At 69.8% G+C, this 17,816-nt stretch carries 16 protein-coding genes; 6 read left to right on the forward strand and 10 right to left on the reverse strand.

Annotated elements, in window-relative coordinates; genetic code table 11:
- Window positions 1-448: 448 nt before the first annotated feature.
- Both ACXIZN_RS13845 and ACXIZN_RS13850 read right to left on the reverse strand, forming a co-directional pair.
- Window positions 449-1,474, reverse strand: a complete 1,026-nt coding sequence (locus ACXIZN_RS13845) for an LLM class F420-dependent oxidoreductase (protein WP_457954804.1) — start codon at window positions 1,472-1,474, stop codon at window positions 449-451.
- Window positions 1,475-1,486: 12 nt separating this feature from the next.
- Window positions 1,487-2,407 (reverse strand): oxygenase MpaB family protein, encoded by a 921-nt coding sequence (locus ACXIZN_RS13850; protein WP_457954805.1) that lies wholly within the window; start codon window positions 2,405-2,407, stop codon window positions 1,487-1,489.
- A 90-nt stretch (window positions 2,408-2,497) separates the two neighbouring features.
- Between ACXIZN_RS13850 and ACXIZN_RS13855 the strand changes: the two genes are divergently transcribed.
- The gene (locus ACXIZN_RS13855) at window positions 2,498-3,091 is read left to right on the forward strand and encodes a TetR/AcrR family transcriptional regulator (RefSeq protein ID WP_457954807.1); all 594 of its coding nucleotides are present in this window, start codon (window positions 2,498-2,500) and stop codon (window positions 3,089-3,091) included.
- On the opposite strand, the gene dmpG is transcribed toward ACXIZN_RS13855, so the two are convergent.
- Both dmpG and ACXIZN_RS13865 read right to left on the reverse strand, forming a co-directional pair.
- The gene (gene dmpG / locus ACXIZN_RS13860) at window positions 3,082-4,116 is read right to left on the reverse strand and encodes a 4-hydroxy-2-oxovalerate aldolase (RefSeq protein WP_457954809.1); all 1,035 of its coding nucleotides are present in this window, start codon (window positions 4,114-4,116) and stop codon (window positions 3,082-3,084) included. The genes ACXIZN_RS13855 and dmpG overlap by 10 nt on opposite strands.
- Window positions 4,113-5,015 carry an acetaldehyde dehydrogenase (acetylating) gene (locus ACXIZN_RS13865; protein ID WP_457954811.1) on the reverse strand — a complete coding sequence of 301 codons (903 nt, stop codon included), beginning with the start codon at window positions 5,013-5,015 and terminating at the stop codon, window positions 4,113-4,115. The genes dmpG and ACXIZN_RS13865 overlap by 4 nt, the downstream gene beginning before the upstream one ends.
- 41 nt (window positions 5,016-5,056) lie before the next feature.
- On the opposite strand from ACXIZN_RS13865, the gene ACXIZN_RS13870 reads away from it, so the two are divergent.
- A complete protein-coding gene (locus ACXIZN_RS13870) occupies window positions 5,057-5,824 on the forward strand; it encodes an IclR family transcriptional regulator (RefSeq protein ID WP_457954813.1) in 768 nt (255 codons plus the stop codon).
- A gap of 5 nt (window positions 5,825-5,829) precedes the next feature.
- On the opposite strand, the gene ACXIZN_RS13875 is transcribed toward ACXIZN_RS13870, so the two are convergent.
- The 3 genes from ACXIZN_RS13875 to ACXIZN_RS13885 all read right to left on the reverse strand — a co-directional run bounded on the left by ACXIZN_RS13875 (window position 5,830) and on the right by ACXIZN_RS13885 (window position 8,799).
- A complete protein-coding gene (locus tag ACXIZN_RS13875) occupies window positions 5,830-6,933 on the reverse strand; it encodes an LLM class flavin-dependent oxidoreductase (protein ID WP_457954814.1) in 1,104 nt (367 codons plus the stop codon).
- Between the two features lie 613 nt (window positions 6,934-7,546).
- Window positions 7,547-8,257 (reverse strand): MBL fold metallo-hydrolase, encoded by a 711-nt coding sequence (locus ACXIZN_RS13880; protein ID WP_457954816.1) that lies wholly within the window; start codon window positions 8,255-8,257, stop codon window positions 7,547-7,549.
- Window positions 8,258-8,274: 17 nt separating this feature from the next.
- Window positions 8,275-8,799 carry a DinB family protein gene (locus ACXIZN_RS13885; protein ID WP_457954818.1) on the reverse strand — a complete coding sequence of 175 codons (525 nt, stop codon included), beginning with the start codon at window positions 8,797-8,799 and terminating at the stop codon, window positions 8,275-8,277.
- A gap of 134 nt (window positions 8,800-8,933) precedes the next feature.
- Between ACXIZN_RS13885 and ACXIZN_RS13890 the strand changes: the two genes are divergently transcribed.
- Window positions 8,934-9,785, forward strand: coding sequence for a hypothetical protein (locus ACXIZN_RS13890; protein WP_457954820.1), 852 nt, complete (start codon window positions 8,934-8,936; stop codon window positions 9,783-9,785).
- Here the strand turns inward: ACXIZN_RS13890 and ACXIZN_RS13895 are convergent.
- Complete coding sequence (locus ACXIZN_RS13895; RefSeq protein WP_457954821.1) at window positions 9,766-10,803, reverse strand: FecCD family ABC transporter permease; 1,038 nt, start codon at window positions 10,801-10,803, stop codon at window positions 9,766-9,768. The genes ACXIZN_RS13890 and ACXIZN_RS13895 overlap by 20 nt on opposite strands.
- A 23-nt stretch (window positions 10,804-10,826) precedes the next feature.
- Window positions 10,827-11,870 carry a FecCD family ABC transporter permease gene (locus ACXIZN_RS13900; RefSeq protein ID WP_457954823.1) on the reverse strand — a complete coding sequence of 348 codons (1,044 nt, stop codon included), beginning with the start codon at window positions 11,868-11,870 and terminating at the stop codon, window positions 10,827-10,829.
- A 105-nt stretch (window positions 11,871-11,975) separates the two neighbouring features.
- Between ACXIZN_RS13900 and ACXIZN_RS13905 the strand changes: the two genes are divergently transcribed.
- The 3 genes from ACXIZN_RS13905 to ACXIZN_RS13915 all read left to right on the forward strand — a co-directional run bounded on the left by ACXIZN_RS13905 (window position 11,976) and on the right by ACXIZN_RS13915 (window position 16,614).
- Window positions 11,976-13,661: an ABC transporter ATP-binding protein gene (locus ACXIZN_RS13905; protein ID WP_457954824.1), complete on the forward strand. Its 1,686-nt coding sequence runs from the start codon at window positions 11,976-11,978 to the stop codon at window positions 13,659-13,661.
- Window positions 13,658-15,415: an ABC transporter ATP-binding protein gene (locus ACXIZN_RS13910; protein ID WP_457954825.1), complete on the forward strand. Its 1,758-nt coding sequence runs from the start codon at window positions 13,658-13,660 to the stop codon at window positions 15,413-15,415. The genes ACXIZN_RS13905 and ACXIZN_RS13910 overlap by 4 nt, the downstream gene beginning before the upstream one ends.
- Before the next feature lie 113 nt (window positions 15,416-15,528).
- A complete protein-coding gene (locus ACXIZN_RS13915; protein ID WP_457954827.1) occupies window positions 15,529-16,614 on the forward strand; it encodes an ABC transporter substrate-binding protein in 1,086 nt (361 codons plus the stop codon).
- A gap of 99 nt (window positions 16,615-16,713) precedes the next feature.
- Here ACXIZN_RS13915 and ACXIZN_RS13920 read toward each other — a convergent pair whose 3' ends face one another.
- Window positions 16,714-17,739: a metallophosphoesterase family protein gene (locus tag ACXIZN_RS13920; RefSeq protein WP_457954829.1), complete on the reverse strand. Its 1,026-nt coding sequence runs from the start codon at window positions 17,737-17,739 to the stop codon at window positions 16,714-16,716.
- Between the last annotated feature and the right edge of the window lie 77 nt (window positions 17,740-17,816).

Here is a 17,816-nt window from a genome sequence, read left to right on the forward strand (position 1 = left end):
ACGCTACGTGATGGACCTCACTGCCGCAACCCACGAAAGGCGTGAAGGCTTTCCCGCATCGCGCGCGGCGAAGAGCGCTTTCGCCGCGTTGCATGCGGAGAGAGCGCCCTTTGGTCGTCAACCGCGAACCGGGCCGTCGAGCGCTGGCGCTCAAGGCATGGTCGAGCGAAGAGACGGCGTTGCGAAAGCCACTTTCGCAACGTTGAAGGTTGCGGAAGTGGCTTTCGCAACCTTCAACGGCGCCCCGCTGGCTCAATGCATGAGAGCGAGTCCAGATACGAGAGGGACCCGGCCACGACCGCCGCCCCGCCGGTCACCCACCAAGTGACGCGAAAGCCACTTTCGGGACACCAGACGTCGCGAAAGTGGCTTTCGCGTCATCACTTCCGACCGGATTCCTCGTGAGTGGCAAGGACGGTTCTAACCGTCCACTCACGAGACCAGGCGACTACGCGAGGGTTTCCGCGACCTTCGTGAGCGTCGCGGCATCTCCCCGCAAAAGCAGCGTGGTCACCACGGTCTCCTCCCACGCCGCGAGTTCGTCACGGATCTTTCCGGCAGGCCCGATCAGCGAGGTGTCCTCGACCAGTGACGTCGGGATCGCGGCGGTCGCCTCGTCCTTGCGGCCGGCCAGGTATAGCTCCTGCACTTTGTCGGCGACCTCCTCGTACCCCATCCGGGCGAAGACGTCGTGGTGGAAGTTGACCGATTTCGCGCCCATGCCACCGATGTACAGCGCGAGCGACGGTTTGATCCAGCTCGCGGCCTCCTCGACGTCGTCGTGGACGAGCACCGGCACGGACGCGGCGACCTCGAAATCGTCGAAACCGTGCCGGGCGCCGTGACGCGAGAAGCCCTCCTGCAGCGCTGTCCGGTAGAAGGCATCGCTCTTGGGCGAGAAGAACAACGGGAGCCAGCCATCGCAGATCTCCGCCGACAGCGCCACGTTCTTCGGCCCTTCCGCGGCGAGGAAGATCGGGATCTCCTTGCGGAACGGGTGCACTGTGGACTTGAGCGGTTTGCCGAGCCCCGTTCCACCCTGCAGCGGCAGCTGGAAGTGCTGCCCGTCGTGGGTCACCGGCGCCTCGCGCGCGACGACCTTGCGCACGATGTCGACGTACTCGCGGGTGCGGGCGAGCGGCTTCGGATACGGCTGCCCGTACCAGCCTTCGACCACCTGCGGCCCGGACGCGCCGAGCCCGAGCACGAACCGCCCGCCGGACAGGTGATCCAGCGTCAGCGCGTGCATGGCCGTCGCGGTCGGGGTGCGTGCCGACATCTGGACGATGTTGGTGCCGAGTTTGATCCGGCTGGTCGACGCGCCCCACCAGGCGAGCGGGGTGAACGCGTCCGAGCCGTAGCCCTCGGCGGTCCACACGGAGTCGAACCCGAGTTCTTCGGCCCGCAGAACCGCGTCCAGCGCGCCCTCCGGCGGGCCGGACGACCAGTAACCGAGGTGGTAACCCAGCTTCATCGAGGCTCCTAGTCAGACGTTCGGTGAGTAGTGCTCGGGTTTGCCCCGCTCCGAAAGCGGCGGAAGGTTCCTCGCGGGAGTCTCGACCAACGGCGCGTCGGGGGCCAGTTCGCCACGCTCGCGGCGCCAGCCCGCCCTGGCCCGCGGGTGGTAGCGGCGATCGCGTGGAACCAGCTTGAACGCCGCGTTGATCAGCTTGCCCGCCCGGCGATGCCGTCGCTCGTCGCGTTCGGTCCAGGTGTAGCCGAGCCGCTCGCGGATCGGCGGGTCGTACAGGCCGACCGTCAGCCACACGAAGTTCCGCGCCACCTGCCCGCGGACCAGGTTCCACGCGAAATCCGGCAGCCAGGGCAGGAAATGCGGTTTGGCGATGTCGTGGATCTCGAGGACGTCGCGGGTCGCCTTGTTGTCCTCCAGCACGTCCTCGCACATGCGCTTCCAGTAGAGCTGGAAGTCCTCCCACGACTCCGGCACCGGGCGCATGCTCATGCCGTACATCTCGTACCACTGGACGTGCTCGTCGAACAGCTTCCGCTTCTCGGCCTCGCCGATGCCGCCGCAGAAGTTGTCGGCGATGAGGATCGCGCTCACGAAGAACGTCGAATGCGCCCAGTAGAAGGTGTCCGGGTTGAGCGCGTGATAGCGCCGCCCGTGTTTGTCGACGCCCTTGATCCGATCGTGGTAGCCGCGCACCTCCAACGCGGTCTGCCGGGCGCGCGGACCGTCGTAGATCACTCCCCCGATCGGGTACAGCGAGCGGAACAGCCGCTGCCAGCGCTCCTCGAAGAATCGCGAGTGCTCCTCGACGCCCGCGCCCAGCTCGGGGTGCATGTTCTGCATGGATCCGGCCCAGAGCGCGATGAGCAATCCGCGCCAGTCGCCGAAGTACTTCCAGGTCAGCGAATCCGGTCCCAGCGGCCGCGGCTGTGTCATCCCCGGTCTCCTCAATGAGCTGGTTAAATTGACCACAACTGTTGTCAGGTTAAAGTTGACAACGGCCGTAGTCAACAAGAGGAGCCGATCATGGCCGGCCGCAGCTGGGCAGGCACGACCCTGGACGACCGCAAGGCCGCGCGGCGGGGACAACTCGTCGACGCGGGCCTCGACCTGCTCGGGACCCAGGGCAGCTCCGGGGTGAGCGTCCGCGCGGTGTGCCGTCACGCCAAGCTCACGGAGCGGTATTTCTACGAGAGCTTCGCCGACCGCGAGGAACTCGTCGTCGCGGTCTACGAGCACATCGGCGAGCAGGCGCGCCAAGCCCTGGTCGACGCGGTCAGCGACACGGCCGAACCCGCCGAACGGGCGAAGGCCGCGGTCCGCGCCTTCGTCGAATTGATGCTCGACGATCCCCGCAAGGGCCGCGTGCTCCTGCTCGCGCCGATCACCGATCCCGCGCTGACCACGCGCGGGATCGCGCTCCTCCCCTCGTTCGCCGAGCTGGTCAGCGGGCAACTGTCCCACGGTGACGCGGCCGAACGGCAGATGACCTCGATCGGGCTGGTCGGCGCGCTGAGCAACGTGTTCATCGCCTACCTCGACGGCTCGCTCAAGGTGAGCCGCGAGCGCCTGATCGAGCATTGCGTCCGCCTCGTACTCGGGGCCGACCGTCAGCCCTGACCGCGTTCGGCGACCAGTTGCAGGGCGATGTCGATGATCATGTCCTCCTGCCCGCCCACGTATTTCGCGGCGCCGACGCGATAGAGGATTTCGTGTGCCGGGACGCCGTACCGCTCGGCGGCGCGCTCGGCGTGCAGGAGGAAACTCGAGTACACCCCGGCGAACCCCTGCACGATCGACGACCGGTCCATCACCGGCAGCCGGGTGATGTAGGGCTTCACGACGTTCTCGGCCGCGTCCATCAGCACGTCCTTGTCGACGCCGGTGCGGATCCCGAGCCGCTCGAACGTCGCCGCGAGGACCTCGGTCGGCGAGTTGCCCGCGCCCGCGCCGAGCGCCACGAGCGAACCGTCGATCTGCCGGGCGCCCGCGCGATAGGCGAGTACCGAGTTCGCGACGCCGAAGCTCAGGTTCTGGTGCCCGTGGTAACCGACCTGCGCCTCGTCGCCGAATTCCGCCACCAGTGCGGCGACGCGCTCACCGGCGTCCTCCAGGATCAGCGCCCCGGCGGAGTCGACGACGTACACGCATTGGCAGCCGGCGTCGACCATGATCCGGCCCTGCTTCGCCAGCGCCTCGGGCGTGGACATATGCGACAGCATCAGGAAACCGACCGTCTCCAGCCCGAGTTCCCTAGCCGCGCCGAAATGCTGGACGGAGACGTCGGCCTCGGTGCAGTGGGTCGCTATCCGGACCGCGCCCGCGCCGAGGTCGGCCGCCACGCGCAGGTCGCCGACCGTGCCGAGGCCCGGCAGCAGCAATACCGCGATCCTCGCGTGCCGCGCCTCGTCGACCGCCGCCTCGATCAGCTTCCGTTCGTCCACAAGGGAAAAGCCGTAGTTGAACGTCGAGCCGCCGAGACCGTCGCCGTGGCTGACCTCGATCAGCGAGACCCCGGCGTCGTCCAGCGCCCGGACGGTGTCGCGCACGTTCTTCTCGGTGAACTGATGCGCCATCGCGTGGCTGCCGTCGCGCAGGCTCGTGTCGACGATCCGGACCTGCCGGCTCACGTCGTCCCAGCTCATGCCGCCACCTCCTGAGTGGCCAGCAGATCGCCGACGCGGGCGGCCGCGGCCGTCATGATGTCGAGGTTCCCGGCGTATTTCGGCAGGAAGTCCCCGTTCCCGGCGACCTCCAGGAACACCGCGACCCGCGCTTGCCCGCTCCATCCCGGCCGCGGTGGGTCGTATTGAGGGTCCGCCTTGAGCGTGTAACCCGGCACGTAACCCTGGACCGTCTCGACCATCCGGTGGATGGATTCGCTCACCGCGTCGAAGTCCGCGTCCGGGTCGATCGCGCAGAACACCGTGTCGCGCATGATCATCGGCGGTTCGACCGGATTGATGATGATGATCGCCTTGCCGCGGCTCGCTCCCCCGACGAGTTCGATCCCGCGCGCCGTCGTCGCGGTGAACTCGTCGATGTTCGCCCGGGTTCCTGGGCCCGCGGAGCGCGACGAAACGGACGCGACGATCTCCGCGTAGGGCACCGGCGTCACCCGCGACACCGCGTGCACGATCGGGATCGTGGCCTGGCCGCCGCAGGTGATCAGGTTGACGTTCGGCACGTCGAGCCGGTCGGGAAGGCCCACGGCGGGGCAGGTGAACGGGCCGACCGCGGCCGGGGTCAGGTCGATCGCCCGGATCCCGGCGGTCGCGTACCGCGGCGCGTTCGCCAGGTGCGCCTTCGCCGAGGTCGCTTCGAAGACCAGGTCCGGCAGCTCGTCGCGCGACAGCAGCCAGTCGACGCCGCCGGCGGAGGTCTCCAGTCCCAGTTCCGTGGCTTTGGCCAGCCCGTCCGATTCCGGGTCCACGCCGACCATGTACCGCACCTCGACGTGCTCGCTGCGCCTCAGCTTCGCGAGCAGGTCGGTGCCGATGTTCCCGGGACCGACGATCGCGGCCACCGCTTTCCGTTGCGCCATGCCAGGTGACGCTCCCCGAGGGGATAGGGCACACTCAACCCATGCGTGCCGCTGGGCGGAACGACGACCCGGAACGAACCGGAGCGGACGGCCTCGTCGCCGCCCGGATCTCCGCGCTGCTCTCGGCCTTCCGCCCCGGTGACGACGCGCTCGGTGTTTCGGAGCTGGCGCGGCGGACCGGCCTGGCGAAGTCGACCGTCCACCGGCTCACCGGGCACCTGATCGCGACCGGCCTGCTCGAACGCGAGGGCGCGGCGTTGCGGCTCGGGCTGAAACTGTTCGAGATAGGCCAGCTGGCGGTACGGCGCCGGGGGCTCGTCGAGGCGGCGCGGCCGTATCTCGCCGATCTCCGCGAAGCGACCAGGAACACCGTGCATCTCGCGGTCCTGGAAGGCACCGAGGTCGTCTACCTCGACATCCTCCGGGGGCCCGACGCGCCGTCGTTGCCGTCCCGGATCGGTGGCCGCTTTCCCGCGCACGCCACCGGCGTCGGCAAGGCGATCCTCGCGTTCTCGCCGGAATCCGTGGTGTCCCAAGTGATCGACGCCGGTTTGCCCCGCGTCAGCGTCCGGACGATCACCGCCGCGGGCCTGTTGCGCCGTCAGCTCGCCAAGATCCACGGCGAGGGAATCGCTTTCGAACGCGAGGAATCCGGCGTCGGCGTCGTCTGCGCGGCGAGCCCGCTACTCGACGCGCAAGGGGTGGCGGTCGCGGCGTTGTCGATCTCAGGCTGGTCGAATCGCATGCACACCAACCGGGTCGCGCCCGCGGTTCGAACCGCCGCTTTGGCTCTTTCCCGGACTCTGTAAGGCTTTTAGGCGACGAGCCCGCGCCGGACCAGTTCCGGACGCACGCCCTCGCCGAACCAGTACGCCTCCTCCAGATGCGGATAGCCGGAGAGGACGAACTCCTCGATGCCGTGCGCGTGGTACTCCTCGATGAGGTCGGCGACTTCGCCGTGACTGCCGACGAGGGCGGTGCCCGCGCCACCGCGCACGAGGCCGATCCCGGCCCAGAGATTCGGGTACACCTCCAGCCCGCGGACGCCACCGTCGGTCTTCCCGCCGTGCAGCGCGGCCATCCGCTGCTGGCCCACGGATTCGCTGGCGGACAACTGTTTCTGGGTGTGGGCGATCCGCTCCGGGTCGATCGCGTCCAGCAGTTTTCCCGCCTCCGCCCAGGCTTCCGCCGACGTGTCACGCGAGAGGGTGTGCAGCCGGATGCCGAACCGGAGCTTCCGTCCCTGCTCCTCGGCGAGCTCGCGAACCTTGGCGATCTTCTCGGCGACCTGCGCGGGCGGCTCGCCCCACGTGAGGTAGACGTCGGCATGCCTCGCCGCGACCGGCAGCGCCGCCGCGGACGAACCGCCGAAATAGATCGGCGGAACCGGGTCGGGCGCCGCGCGCGTGGTCGCGCCCACGACTTTGAGGTGCTCGCCGTCGAAGTCGAAAGGCTTGCCGCTCCACACCCCGCGCACGATCTCGAGGAACTCGCCGGTGCGGGCGTAACGCTGATCGTGGTCGTGCCAGTCGCCGAACCGGCGCTGCTCCACCGTGTCGCCGCCGGTGACGACGTTGAGCAGCACGCGCCCCTGCGAGATCCGCTGGAACGTGCCTGCCATCTGCGCGGCCAGCGTCGGCGACACCGTCCCGGGCCGGAACGCGACCAGGAACTTGAGGGTACTCGTCTCGCGGATCAGAGCGGCCGTCGTCAGCCAGGCGTCCTCGCACCAGGTGCCGGTCGGCGTCAGCACGCCTTCGAAACCGTTGGCCTCGGCGGCGCGGGCGACCTGCGCGAGATAGTCGAGGCTCGGCTCGCGGGCGGCGGACGCCCCGGCGGCGCGGCTGGCGTGGAAGTGCTCCACGATCGTCCGGCCGTCACCGGTGGTGGGCAGGAACCAATGCAGCTTCGGCGTCACGGTTCCGAGCTTCGGCTCCCCGCACCGGGCTGGTCAATCAGCGAGCCTCGCGTCCCGCGATCTGGACGCGTTCAGTCCTCTGAATGCGGATACGGGGCGCGGTGGGAAGGACGTGTCGCGAAAGCCACTTTCGGGACATCTGATGTCCTCAAAGTGGCTTTCGCGACACGCCGACCGGGGCTCAGGCGAGCGGAGGACGCTAAGCCCTTCCGCGTTTATTGAGGGGAAGTCGAGTGTGGCGTGGCGGTCTCCCCTGGTCACGNCACTTTCGGGACATCTGATGTCCTCAAAGTGGCTTTCGCGACACGCCGACCGGGGCTCAGGCGAGCGGAGGACGCTAAGCCCTTCCGCGTTTATTGAGGGGAAGTCGAGTGTGGCGTGGCGGTCTCCCCTGGTCACGGCCGCGGCTGGCCGTGAAGGCCTCCTTGACTACCCTGACGGTAGGAAAGGGCCCTTCACTACCCGTCGATGTGATCCCTGGTGACGCTGGGACAGTGGTGACGTCGCGTCCCGCTCTGATGTCCGCGAAGGCCTCCTTACGAGGCTCTGGGTCCCTCAAGGAGGCCTTCACGGACATCAGGACGACACGACGCGTTTAGTCCTCTGAATGCGGTCAGCCGCCGAACATCAGCCGCCATTCGTCCAGCGACTTCGGCCGGAACACGAAGTTCGTGTCCTTCACCCGAGACAGGTTCGCCGACGGCTCCGCCGAGTACTGGTGTCCCGGATAGACGACCGGATCGCCGTCCAGCCCGGCCAGCCACCGCAGGCTCCGGTAGATGGCTTCCGCGTCACCGCCGGGGAAATCGGTCCGGCCGCAGCCTTCGAGGAATAGCGTGTCGCCCGAAACGAGCTTCCCGTCGACCAGGAAGCACTGGCTGCCCGGAGTATGCCCCGGCGTGTGCAGCAGCCGGATCGGCACCGCGCCGACCTCGACGACGTCGTCGTGCTCGTGCGACCGCAGATCGGTTCCGGAGACGCCGGTGATCCGGCGGACCCACTCGGCCTCCGCGCCGTTGACGTGGATCGGCACCTGGACGCGTTCCAGCAGTTCCGCGATCCCCGGCAGCGAGAAGCCCATCATCTCGCCGCCGACGTGGTCGGGGTGGTGATGCGTGGCGAGGACGCCGGTCAGCCGCATGCCGTCGGCCTCCAGCAGGTCCAGCAGATCGCCGACGGCGTACGCCGGGTCGACGACGACGGCCTCGTTCGTCTCCCGGTCGCCGATCAGATAGGCGAAGTTGACCATCTGCGTCGCGACGGGATCCCCCACCGCGAAGTCACGGCCCGCGAGCAATTGCCGGAAGTACAGCCTGTCAGCCATGCGGACACCTTACGGCGCTACTCCCCCGTCGTTCCGTCGGCCAGCTCCCGCAGGATGTCCAGATGCCCGACGTGCCGCGCCGTTTCCTGGACGACGTGCGCGAGCACCCAGCGGACGGTGAACTTCCCCGACCCGCGCGCGCGATCGTCCGCCGAGACCCCGGCCAGCGACGACTCCGACAAGGCCCACTCGGCGCGGTACGCCTCGACGACCGAACGCGGGTCGTCGTCCTCGGTCAGGTCCCAGCTCGGATCCGGTGAGCCTTCCCACAGCGAAGGCAGATCCGCGCCGCCCGCCTCGATCGAGAGCCACCAGCGCTCCACCGCGGTCAGATGTTTGAGCAGCCCCAGCGCGCTCATCCGCGGGGACGACGGCAGTGGTGTCGCGGCCGCCTGCTCCCTGGTCAGCCCGGCGACCTTGTTCACCGCCGTCGCGCGGAGGAAACGCAGGAAGTCCCACTGGAGCCCGGCTTCGTCCTCGGCGATCCCGTCCGGCCAGGCGCGCGCCACCGGCTCCGCCGCACTCGAACCCGTGTTCGACATGTCGGTCACCCTACACATACGGCGAACTCACGTGCTCGAAGGCGTAACTCGCGTGATTGGGCGCGTAACTCGTGAGTTACGTGCCCGATCACGCGAGATCTCCGGTGGTCACCGCAGGGCTAGGCTCACCGTTCATGTGGTGGGGTTTGGTGTGCGCGTTCTTCGCGGCCTGTGCGTACGGCGTCGCTTCGGTGATGCAGGCGATCGCCGCGAAAGCGACGTCGGGCGCGGAAGACCGCGTCGATCCCCGCCTTCTGGTGCGTGTGCTGCGGCAGTGGAAGTTCGTCGCGGGTCTCGCGCTCGACGTCGTCGGGTTCGTCGCCCAGGTCGCCGCGCTACGGGTGCTGCCGCTCTTTGTGGTCCAGGCGGCGCTGGCGGGAAGCCTCGCCGTGACGGCGGTGGCCGCGCGGACGCTCGGAGTCCGGCTCGGCCGTCGCGAGTGGACGGCGGTCGCGGTCGTCTGCGCGGGGCTCGCGTTGCTCGGGATGTCGGCGGAGAGCGAGGGCTCGGCGTCGACCGGGCTGGGTTTCCGGCTCGTGCTGATCGGCGCGGTCGTGGTGCTCGGCACGGCGGGGATGTTCGCCGGGCGGGCGTCGCGCCGGATCCGGACGCCGGCGCTGGGCCTGATCGCCGGCCTGTGCTTCGGCGTGGTCGCCCTCTCCGGGCGCGCGCTCACCAGTCTCGCGCCGCTGGGCCTGCTGGCCGACCCGGCGACCTACACGCTGGGCGTGGCGGGCGCGCTGGCGATGTTGTTCTACGCCACCGCGTTGCAGCGCGGCAGTGTCACGACCTCGACCGCGATGATGGTCATCGGCGAGACCGTCCTCCCGTCCCTGGTCGGGGTGCTCGTACTGGGCGACACCACGCGACCCGGGTTCGCGGTCGTCGCAGGGGTCGGGTTCGTGCTCGCGGTCTCGGCGGCGCTGGCGCTGGCCCGCTTCGGCGAGCCCGCGCCGATCGAACCGGTCAGCGCGCAGCCCGGCTGACCCCGCGCCGGGACACCAGCAGCCAGGCCAGGTACACCCCGCCGATCGCCCCGGTCACGAGGCCGACGGGCAGGCCCGCCAAGAACCGCTGGGTGATCAGGTCGCTGGTCACCAGCAGGAGCATGCCCATCAGCGCGGCCGCGGCGAGCCCCGGCCCCGAAGACCGCGTGAGCCGCTTCGCCAGCTGAGGCGCGGCGAGCGCCAGGAACGCGATCGGGCCGGCGGCCGCGGTCGCGATCGAACACAGCCCGACGCTGACCCCGAGGAGCACGACCCGGCTCCGCTGCACCGGCACGCCGAGTCCCTTGGCCGAGTCGTCCCCCATCTCCAGCAGGGAAAGCCTTCTGCCGTAGACGAGGGCGGGCGGCAGCAGGACGGCGATGGCGATGGCGACCGGGACGACGTGCTCCCAGCCGCGGCCGTTGAGCCCGCCGACCAGCCACGCCTGCGCCGCCAGGCCGTCCTGCCAGGAGGCCCTGGTGATCAGGTAGGAGTTGAACGCGAGCAGCATCGCGTTCACGCCGATACCGACGAGGATCAGGCGGAACGTGTGCACGCCGCCCTTCAGCGCGAGCAACGCGATCAGGCCCGCGGTCACGACGCCGCCGACCAGCGCACCCAGCGATACCTGGAGCATGCCGCCGTGCACCACGATGATCGTCAGCAGCGCCCCGGCGGCCGCGCCCTCGGTGAAGCCGATGAAGTCGGGGCTGCCCAAGGGATTCCCGGACAGGCTCTGCAGGATCGCGCCGCTGACCGCGAGCGCGCCGCCGACCAGCAGCGCGGTCAGCAACCGGGGCAGCCGCAGGGTGGTCACGATGAACTCGGTGCTCCGGTCGCCGAAGCCGAACAGCGTCTGGATGACCTCGCCGACGGACAACGGGTAGTCGCCGGTGGTCATGCTGACGGCGCCGAGGAAGAACACGGCGATGGCCAGCAGCGCGACGACGATCGCGGCCCGCGGGGTGACGCGAAGGGAAAGTCCGCCGCCCGGGGTGCGCAGGACGCGGGTGCTCATCCGTGGGTGCTCCTTGATCGCGGTCACAGCCTGGCCAGCTTCCTGCGGCGGCAGAGCGCGATGAACACCGGCGCGCCGAGGAACGCGACGACGATGCCCGCCTGCAGTTCCTCCGGCGGGTTCAGCACGCGGCCGACGACGTCGGCGCCGATCAGCGCGATCGGCGCGAGCAGCATCGAATACGGCAGGACCCAGCGCTGATCGGGGCCGACCAGCATCCGCGCGGCGTGCGGCACGGCGAGCCCGAGGAAGACGACCGGCCCGATGGCCGCGGTACCCGCGCCGCAGAGCAGGGTCACCACGATCGCGCCCAGCACCCGGGTGCGGCCGACGTGGGCGCCGAGCGCCTTGCCGGTCTGGTCGCCGAGCGCGAGGACGTTGAGCGGCCGGGCCAGCAGCAGCGCGATGATCGCGCCGACCGCCACGAACGGCGAGTTCTGCCAGAACACGTCCCATTTCCGGCCGCTGAGCGAACCGACGTTCCAGAAGCGGAACTGGTTGAACGTCTCGGGCATCAGCAGCAGGATCCCGACGATGTAGGCCTGGAGCACGGCCATGACTGCCGAACCGGCGAGTACGAGCCGGTCCGGCGTGGCACTGCGGCCCGCGGAGCCGAGGACGTAGACCACGACCGACGCGATCGCCGCCCCGGCGAAGGCGAACCAGATGTAGCCGAGCACGCCGGTGACCCCGACGAACGCGATGCCGGAGACGACCGCGGCCGAGGCGCCGGTGTTGACCCCGAGCAGGCCCGGGTCGGCGAGCGGGTTCCGGGTGAGCGCCTGCATCACCGCGCCGGCCAGGCCGAGCGCGACGCCGACGACCACCCCCAGCAGGGTCCGCGGGATGCGGAGGTCGTGGATGATCACCGCCTCGGTCGAGCCGTCGTTATGCCACAGCACCGACCAGGTGGAGGTGAACGGGATGCTCTTCGACCCCACCCAGATGCTGAGCAGGAACACCAGCGCCAGCAGGGCGAGCCCCACCAGCAGTCCGCCGGCGCGGAACGTCCGTGCCGCCGCGCTGGGCGCGGACGCCACAGCGGACGGGCGTTCGGTGACGACCACGGAACCTCCTTCGAGTGAGGCGAGGCTAACCGAACGCCGGAGTTCACCTCAACGAGCTACCTACTTAGACTAGCCTTACCTTCCCCACCACGAACGGAGGCGCCGGTGACCGCAACGGCCACCACCAGCCGGAGTGTCCTGCGGCAGGCGATTTCCGGGCAGCGACGGCGGGTCACACTCGCGTCCGTGCTGGCCGCCGGCCACCAGGGCGGTGAAGCGCTCGTCCCGGTGATCATCGGCGTGGTGATCGATCAGGCGGTCGACGGCGGCTCGGTGGGCACGCTCATGTTCTGGCTCGCCGTGCTCGGCGTGATCTTCGCCGGGCTGTCCTACAGCTACCGGTTCGCCGCGCGCGCCGCCGAAGGCGCGTCCCTGCGCGCGGCGCACGACCTCCGCATCGCGATCAGCCGCCGGGTCCTGCATCCCGGTGGCGGCGCCGACAAGGGCAAGCTGGCGGGCGAACTGGTCAACATCGGCACCAGCGACGCGCAACGCGTCGGGGTGGTCAACGCGGCGTTGCCGTTCGGGATCGCCGCGCTCGCCGGGGTGCTGGTCAGCGCCGTCGCCCTCCTGCGGATCTCGCTTCCGCTCGGGCTGCTCGTCCTGCTGGGCACGCCGCCGCTGCTGTATCTGGCGCATCTCATCGGCAAGCCGCTGGAGCGCCGTAGCGAAGCCGAACAGGAACGGTCCGCGCACGCCTCGGGCGTCGCCACGGACCTGGTGTCCGGACTGCGGGTGCTCAAGGGCATCGGCGCCGAACCCGCCGCGGTCGCCCGTTATCGCGACACGAGCCAGAACTCGCTCAAGGCGACTTTGCGCGCCGCACGGGCCAAGGCCTGGCACGACGGCGCGGTGCTCGCGCTGACCGGCGTCTTCATCGCGGTCGTCGCCCTCGTCGGCGGGCATCTCGCGTCGTCGGGATCGATCAGCGTCGGCGATCTCGTCGCCGCGGTGGGGCTGGCCCAGTTCCTGCTCACGCCGTTCCTGATCTTCTCGTGGGTCAACGGCGAACTGGCGCAGGGCCGCGCGTCGGCGGCCCGGGTCGCCGATCTGCTGACCACGCCGGTCGCCGTGGACTCGGGGGACGGCGAACTCCCGTCGCCTGCCGGCGGGAACGTCCGGTTCACCGATGTCTCGTACGGCAGCCTCCGCGGCGTCGACCTCGAGATCCCGGCCGGGCAGCTGATCGGCGTCGTCGCCGCGGATCCCGCCGCCGCGACCGATCTGCTCGACTGCCTCGGCCGCGCGGGAGATCCGGCGGAGGGCAAGGTCCACGTCGACGGCGTCGATCTGTCCACTGTGGACCCGGAACGGGTACGGGAGGTCGTCCTGGTCGCCGCGCACGACGCGGATCTGTTCGAAGGAACGCTGGCGGAGAACGTCCACGCGGACGGCCGGTCCGCCGACGAGGCGCTGGCCGCGTCGGCGGCGGACGAGGTCGCGGCGGCCTTGCCGGACGGCACGGCGACCGCGGTCACCGAACGCGGTCGCTCCCTCTCCGGCGGCCAGCGGCAGCGGGTCGCGCTCGCCCGCGCGCTCGCCGCGGACGCGCCGGTGCTCGTCGTCCACGACCCGACGACGGCGGTCGACACGGTGACCGAGGCGAAGATCGCCACCGGGCTCGCCCGGTTACGACGAGGACGGACCACGATCCTGGTGACCACGAGCCCCGCCCTGCTCGCCGCCGCCGATCGCGTCGTCGTCCTCGACGGCGGGCGGATCACCGGCGAAGGCGGCCATGCCGAACTCGCCCGCGACCGCGCCGACTACCGCGCGGCGGTGCTGTCATGACCCGCGAACTCCTCCCCACCGCCGACGGCAAGCGGATCCGCGCGGTCCTCGGCGAATTGCTCCGCACCTCGAAGGCCCGCGCCGCCGGCGCGCTGGCGATGCTCGTCGGCGCGACCGCGATCGGGCTGCTCACCGCCCGGCTGCTCGGCCACATCGTCGACCTGGTCATCGAGAAGCGGCCGGCGACCGAGCTGACCACCCCCGTGGTGGCGCTCGTTCTGGTCGCCGTCGCACAGGCCATCGCGACAGCGTTGGGTGTCTCAGTCACCGCCAAGCTCGGCGAAACACTGCTCGCGGAACTCCGCGAACGGTTCGTCGACCGGGCGCTGGGGCTCCCGCTGGAACAGGTCGAACGCGCGGGTTCCGGTGACCTGACCGCCCGGGTCACGAACGACGTCACGGTGGTCGCGAGGGCGGTCCGCGAAGCGCTGCCCGAACTGGGCCGCTCGGTGCTGACGATCGTGCTGACCCTCGGCGCGCTCGCCGTCCTCGACTGGCGTTTCCTCCTGGCCGCGCTGCTCGCGACGCCGATCCAGCTGCACACCGTGCGCTGGTACGTCCGCAACGCCGTGCCGTTGTACGCGAAGCAGCGGATCGCGACGGGTTCGCAGCAGCAGCAACTGCTCGACACGATCGGCGGCGCGAAGACCGTCCGCGCGTTCCGGCTCGCCGACGCCCACGTGGAGCGGGTCCGGCAGCGGTCCGAGGGCGCGATGGACCTGATGCTGCGCGGTGTCCGGCTGATGACGAGGTTCTTCGCCCGGCTCAACCTGGCCGAGTTCGTCGGTCTCTCGGCCGTGCTCGCGGCCGGGTTCCTGTTGGTGGGAGCCGACGCCGTGACCGTCGGCGCGGCGACCGCGGCGGCGTTGTACTTCCACAGCCTCTTCGGTCCGATCAACAGCGCGCTGGCGCTGGTGGACGACGCGCAGGCGGCCGCCGCGAGCCTCGCCCGGCTGATCGGTGTCGCCGATCTGCCCGCGCCGCGCGAACCCGAACGGCCCGCGAAACCCGTCGACGCCTCGGTGAAGGCGGCGGGCATCTCTCATTCCTATGTGGACGGTCACCCGGTGCTGCGGGACGTCGACCTCAGCCTCTCCCCCGGCGAACGGGTCGCGCTGGTCGGCGCGAGCGGGGCGGGCAAGACGACGCTGGCCAAGCTGATCGCCGGGATCCACACCCCGGCTTCGGGAACGATCTCCGTCGGCGGAGTGCCACTCGACGAGCTCGGGCCGTCAGCCACGCGGCAGGCGGTCGCGCTGATCAGCCAGGAGGTGCATGTCTTCGCCGGTTCGCTGGCGGACGACCTCCGCCTCGCCCGTCCCGGGGCTTCCGACGCGGAACTGTTGGCGGCACTGGAAAAGGTCGGTGCGCGTGACTGGGCGGAGGCGCTGAGCGAAGGGCTCGCGACCGTGGTCGGCGAGGGCGGGCATCGGCTGACGGTCACCCAGTCCCAACAGCTCGCGCTCGCGAGGCTGGTGCTCGCCGATCCGCCGATCGCAATCCTCGACGAGGCGACCGCCGAAGCCGGGAGCGCGGGCGCGAAGACCCTCGAAGCCGCCGCGGCCGCGGCGCTCGAGGGCCGGACCGGCCTGGTCGTCGCGCACCGGCTGACGCAGGCGGCGGCGTCGGATCGCGTCGTCGTGCTCGACGCGGGCGTGATCGTCGAAAGCGGGACGCACGACGAACTCGTGGCCTCCGGCGGTCAATACGCAACGCTTTGGGCGGCCTGGTCGGACAACCGCTCACAGACGTGACCCGGGACGCACCGTCACCGGTTGCAATCGACCGGCCAGCGTCTTAGGTTAGCCAAACCTGATCCTCGATTAATCCGGCATGCCGCCGGACAGCCGATCAAGAAGGACGGACGATGGCCCGAATCCCCACCCTCTCCGCCGTGCGCGGGCGCCTGAAGACCGCCGGCCTGCTGGCGTCCACCCTGGTGCTGGCCGCCTCGCTCACCGCGTGCGGAGGAGGCGGCGAGTCGGCCACCCCGGCCGCGCAGAATTCCGCCGGCTCGGCGGTCGACGCGAACGCGTTCCCGACCACGATCGAGCACAAGTACGGCAGCACCACCATCACGCAGGAGCCCAAGCGCGTCGTCACGGTCGGCCTGACCGAGCAGGACGCGCTGCTCGCGCTCGGGGTGGTCCCGGTCGGTGTCACGGAGTGGCTCGGCAAGTTCCCCGGCACCATCGGCCCGTGGGCGACCGACAAGCTCGGCGGCGCCGCGCTGCCCGAGGTCCTCAAGGACGTCGACGGGCCGCAGTACGAGAAGATCGCCGCGCTCAAGCCGGATCTGATCATCGCGCTGTACTCCGGGCTCACCAAGGAGCAGTACGACAAGCTGAGCCAGATCGGCGTCCCGGTCGTCGCGCAGCCGAAGGAGTACAACGACTACGGCATCCCGTGGAACGAGGCGACCAAGAAGGTCGGCCAGGCCGTCGGCCGCTCCACCAAGGCGAACGAACTGGTCAAGGGTGTCGAGGACAAGTTCGCCCAGGCCCGCAAGGACCACCCGGAGTTCGCGGGCAAGTCGGCGCTGATGGCCTCGACCTACGAGGGCTACTTCGTCTACGGCAGCCAGGACGGGCGTTCGCACATCCTCGAATCGCTCGGTTTCAAGCTGCCGGCCGACCTCGACGCCGCCATCGGTGACAAGTTCGGCAAGAGCCTCAGCGCCGAGCGGACCGACCTGCTCGACCGCGACGCGCTCGTGTGGCTCATCGACACCCCGGCCAAGGCGCAGGAGATCCTCGGCAAGGACGCGCTCTACAGCGGCATGAAGGTGGCGAAGGAGAAGCGCGAGGTCTTCATCGAGAACGAAGGCACCTACGGCAGCGCGGTCTCCTTCGTGACCGTGCTGAGCCTGCCGTTCGTGATCGACCGGATCGTCCCGCAGCTCGCCGCCGCGGTCGACGGTGACCCGAAGACCGAGGTCAAGCCGGCCAACTGACCTCGTGCGTGGCCGGTCCGTGAAGGCCTCCTTGCCTACCCTGAAGGTAGGGAAGGAGGCCTTCACGTACCACGCAGGGCACGCTGTACCGCCGCCCGCTCAGTGCGGGAATCCCCAGGAGTCGTGCAGCGGAACGGTGATCTGCTTCAGCCAGGTCTTCGTGGTGAAGTCCCGGGCCTTGATGACCACCGAGAACGGCGAGACCTCGACCTGCAGTCCCTGGTTGAACGCGCCGCCGAGGGACACTTCGCCGCCCTTGCCGTCGTCCGTCCAGCCGGTCTGCACGGCGGCGGTGTTGACGACGGTGAACCCTTCGAGGTTGCCGGTCCCCGGCACCACCCGGCGGACCACCCAGTCCGACAGGTTCAGATCCCAGTGCGTGTGCCCGGAGAACAGGAACACGTCCCGGTGGCGGCCGAGGATCGAGAGCAGCCTGTCGGGCTGGAGGTAGTCGGACCGGTAAAGCTTGTTGTGCGTGCCGGAAACGGTGTTGGGCAACGGATGATGGGTCAGCACCATCACCGGGCTGCGCCGGTTCGACCAGTACCGGAGGCGTTGTTCGAGCCAGGTGAACTGGCGGTCGCTCATCCAGACCTCGTCCCACAGCTTGGGGTCGTGGTACTTCGCGTACCGCTCGGTGCCGAGGCAGAGCACCGGAACGCCGCCGAACGACGTCTCGTTGTAGACGGTGTTGCGGCCCGCGAACCGGTAGAAGCTGCGGAAGAGGGAGTCCTCGGTCGTCCCGTTGGGCCAGGTCTCCTGGGCGAGCGTGTCGGGATCCCGCCACTTCGGGACGTAGAACTCGTGGTTGCCGATCGCCCACGCGACCTCGCGCGGATGCGGGTGCTTGTCGAAGGTAGCGCGAAGCTGGGCGTACTCGAAGTCGTAGCCGCGCGGAGTGAGGTCACCCGCGATGCCGAGCCCCGCGCTGCGCGGGTTGATCGCGTGCAGGTCGTCGAGCGCCTTGCCGAAATCGGTGAGATCGCCCTGGATGTCACTCAGGATGTTGAAGCGGACGACCGGCCCGTGCGGGCCCCGCTTCCCTTCCGCTTCCGCTTGCCCCGGCAGCATCGCCGCCCCCGCCGCCGCACCACCGGCGGTCACCATGAACGCTCTTCGATCCATAACCCGAACGCTACTCACGTTTTATGGCCGGATTCGGTCGTGCTTCTGAACAACGCAAGTCCGTGAAGGCCTCTCGA

The organism is Amycolatopsis sp. TRM77291, from assembly GCF_054166285.1.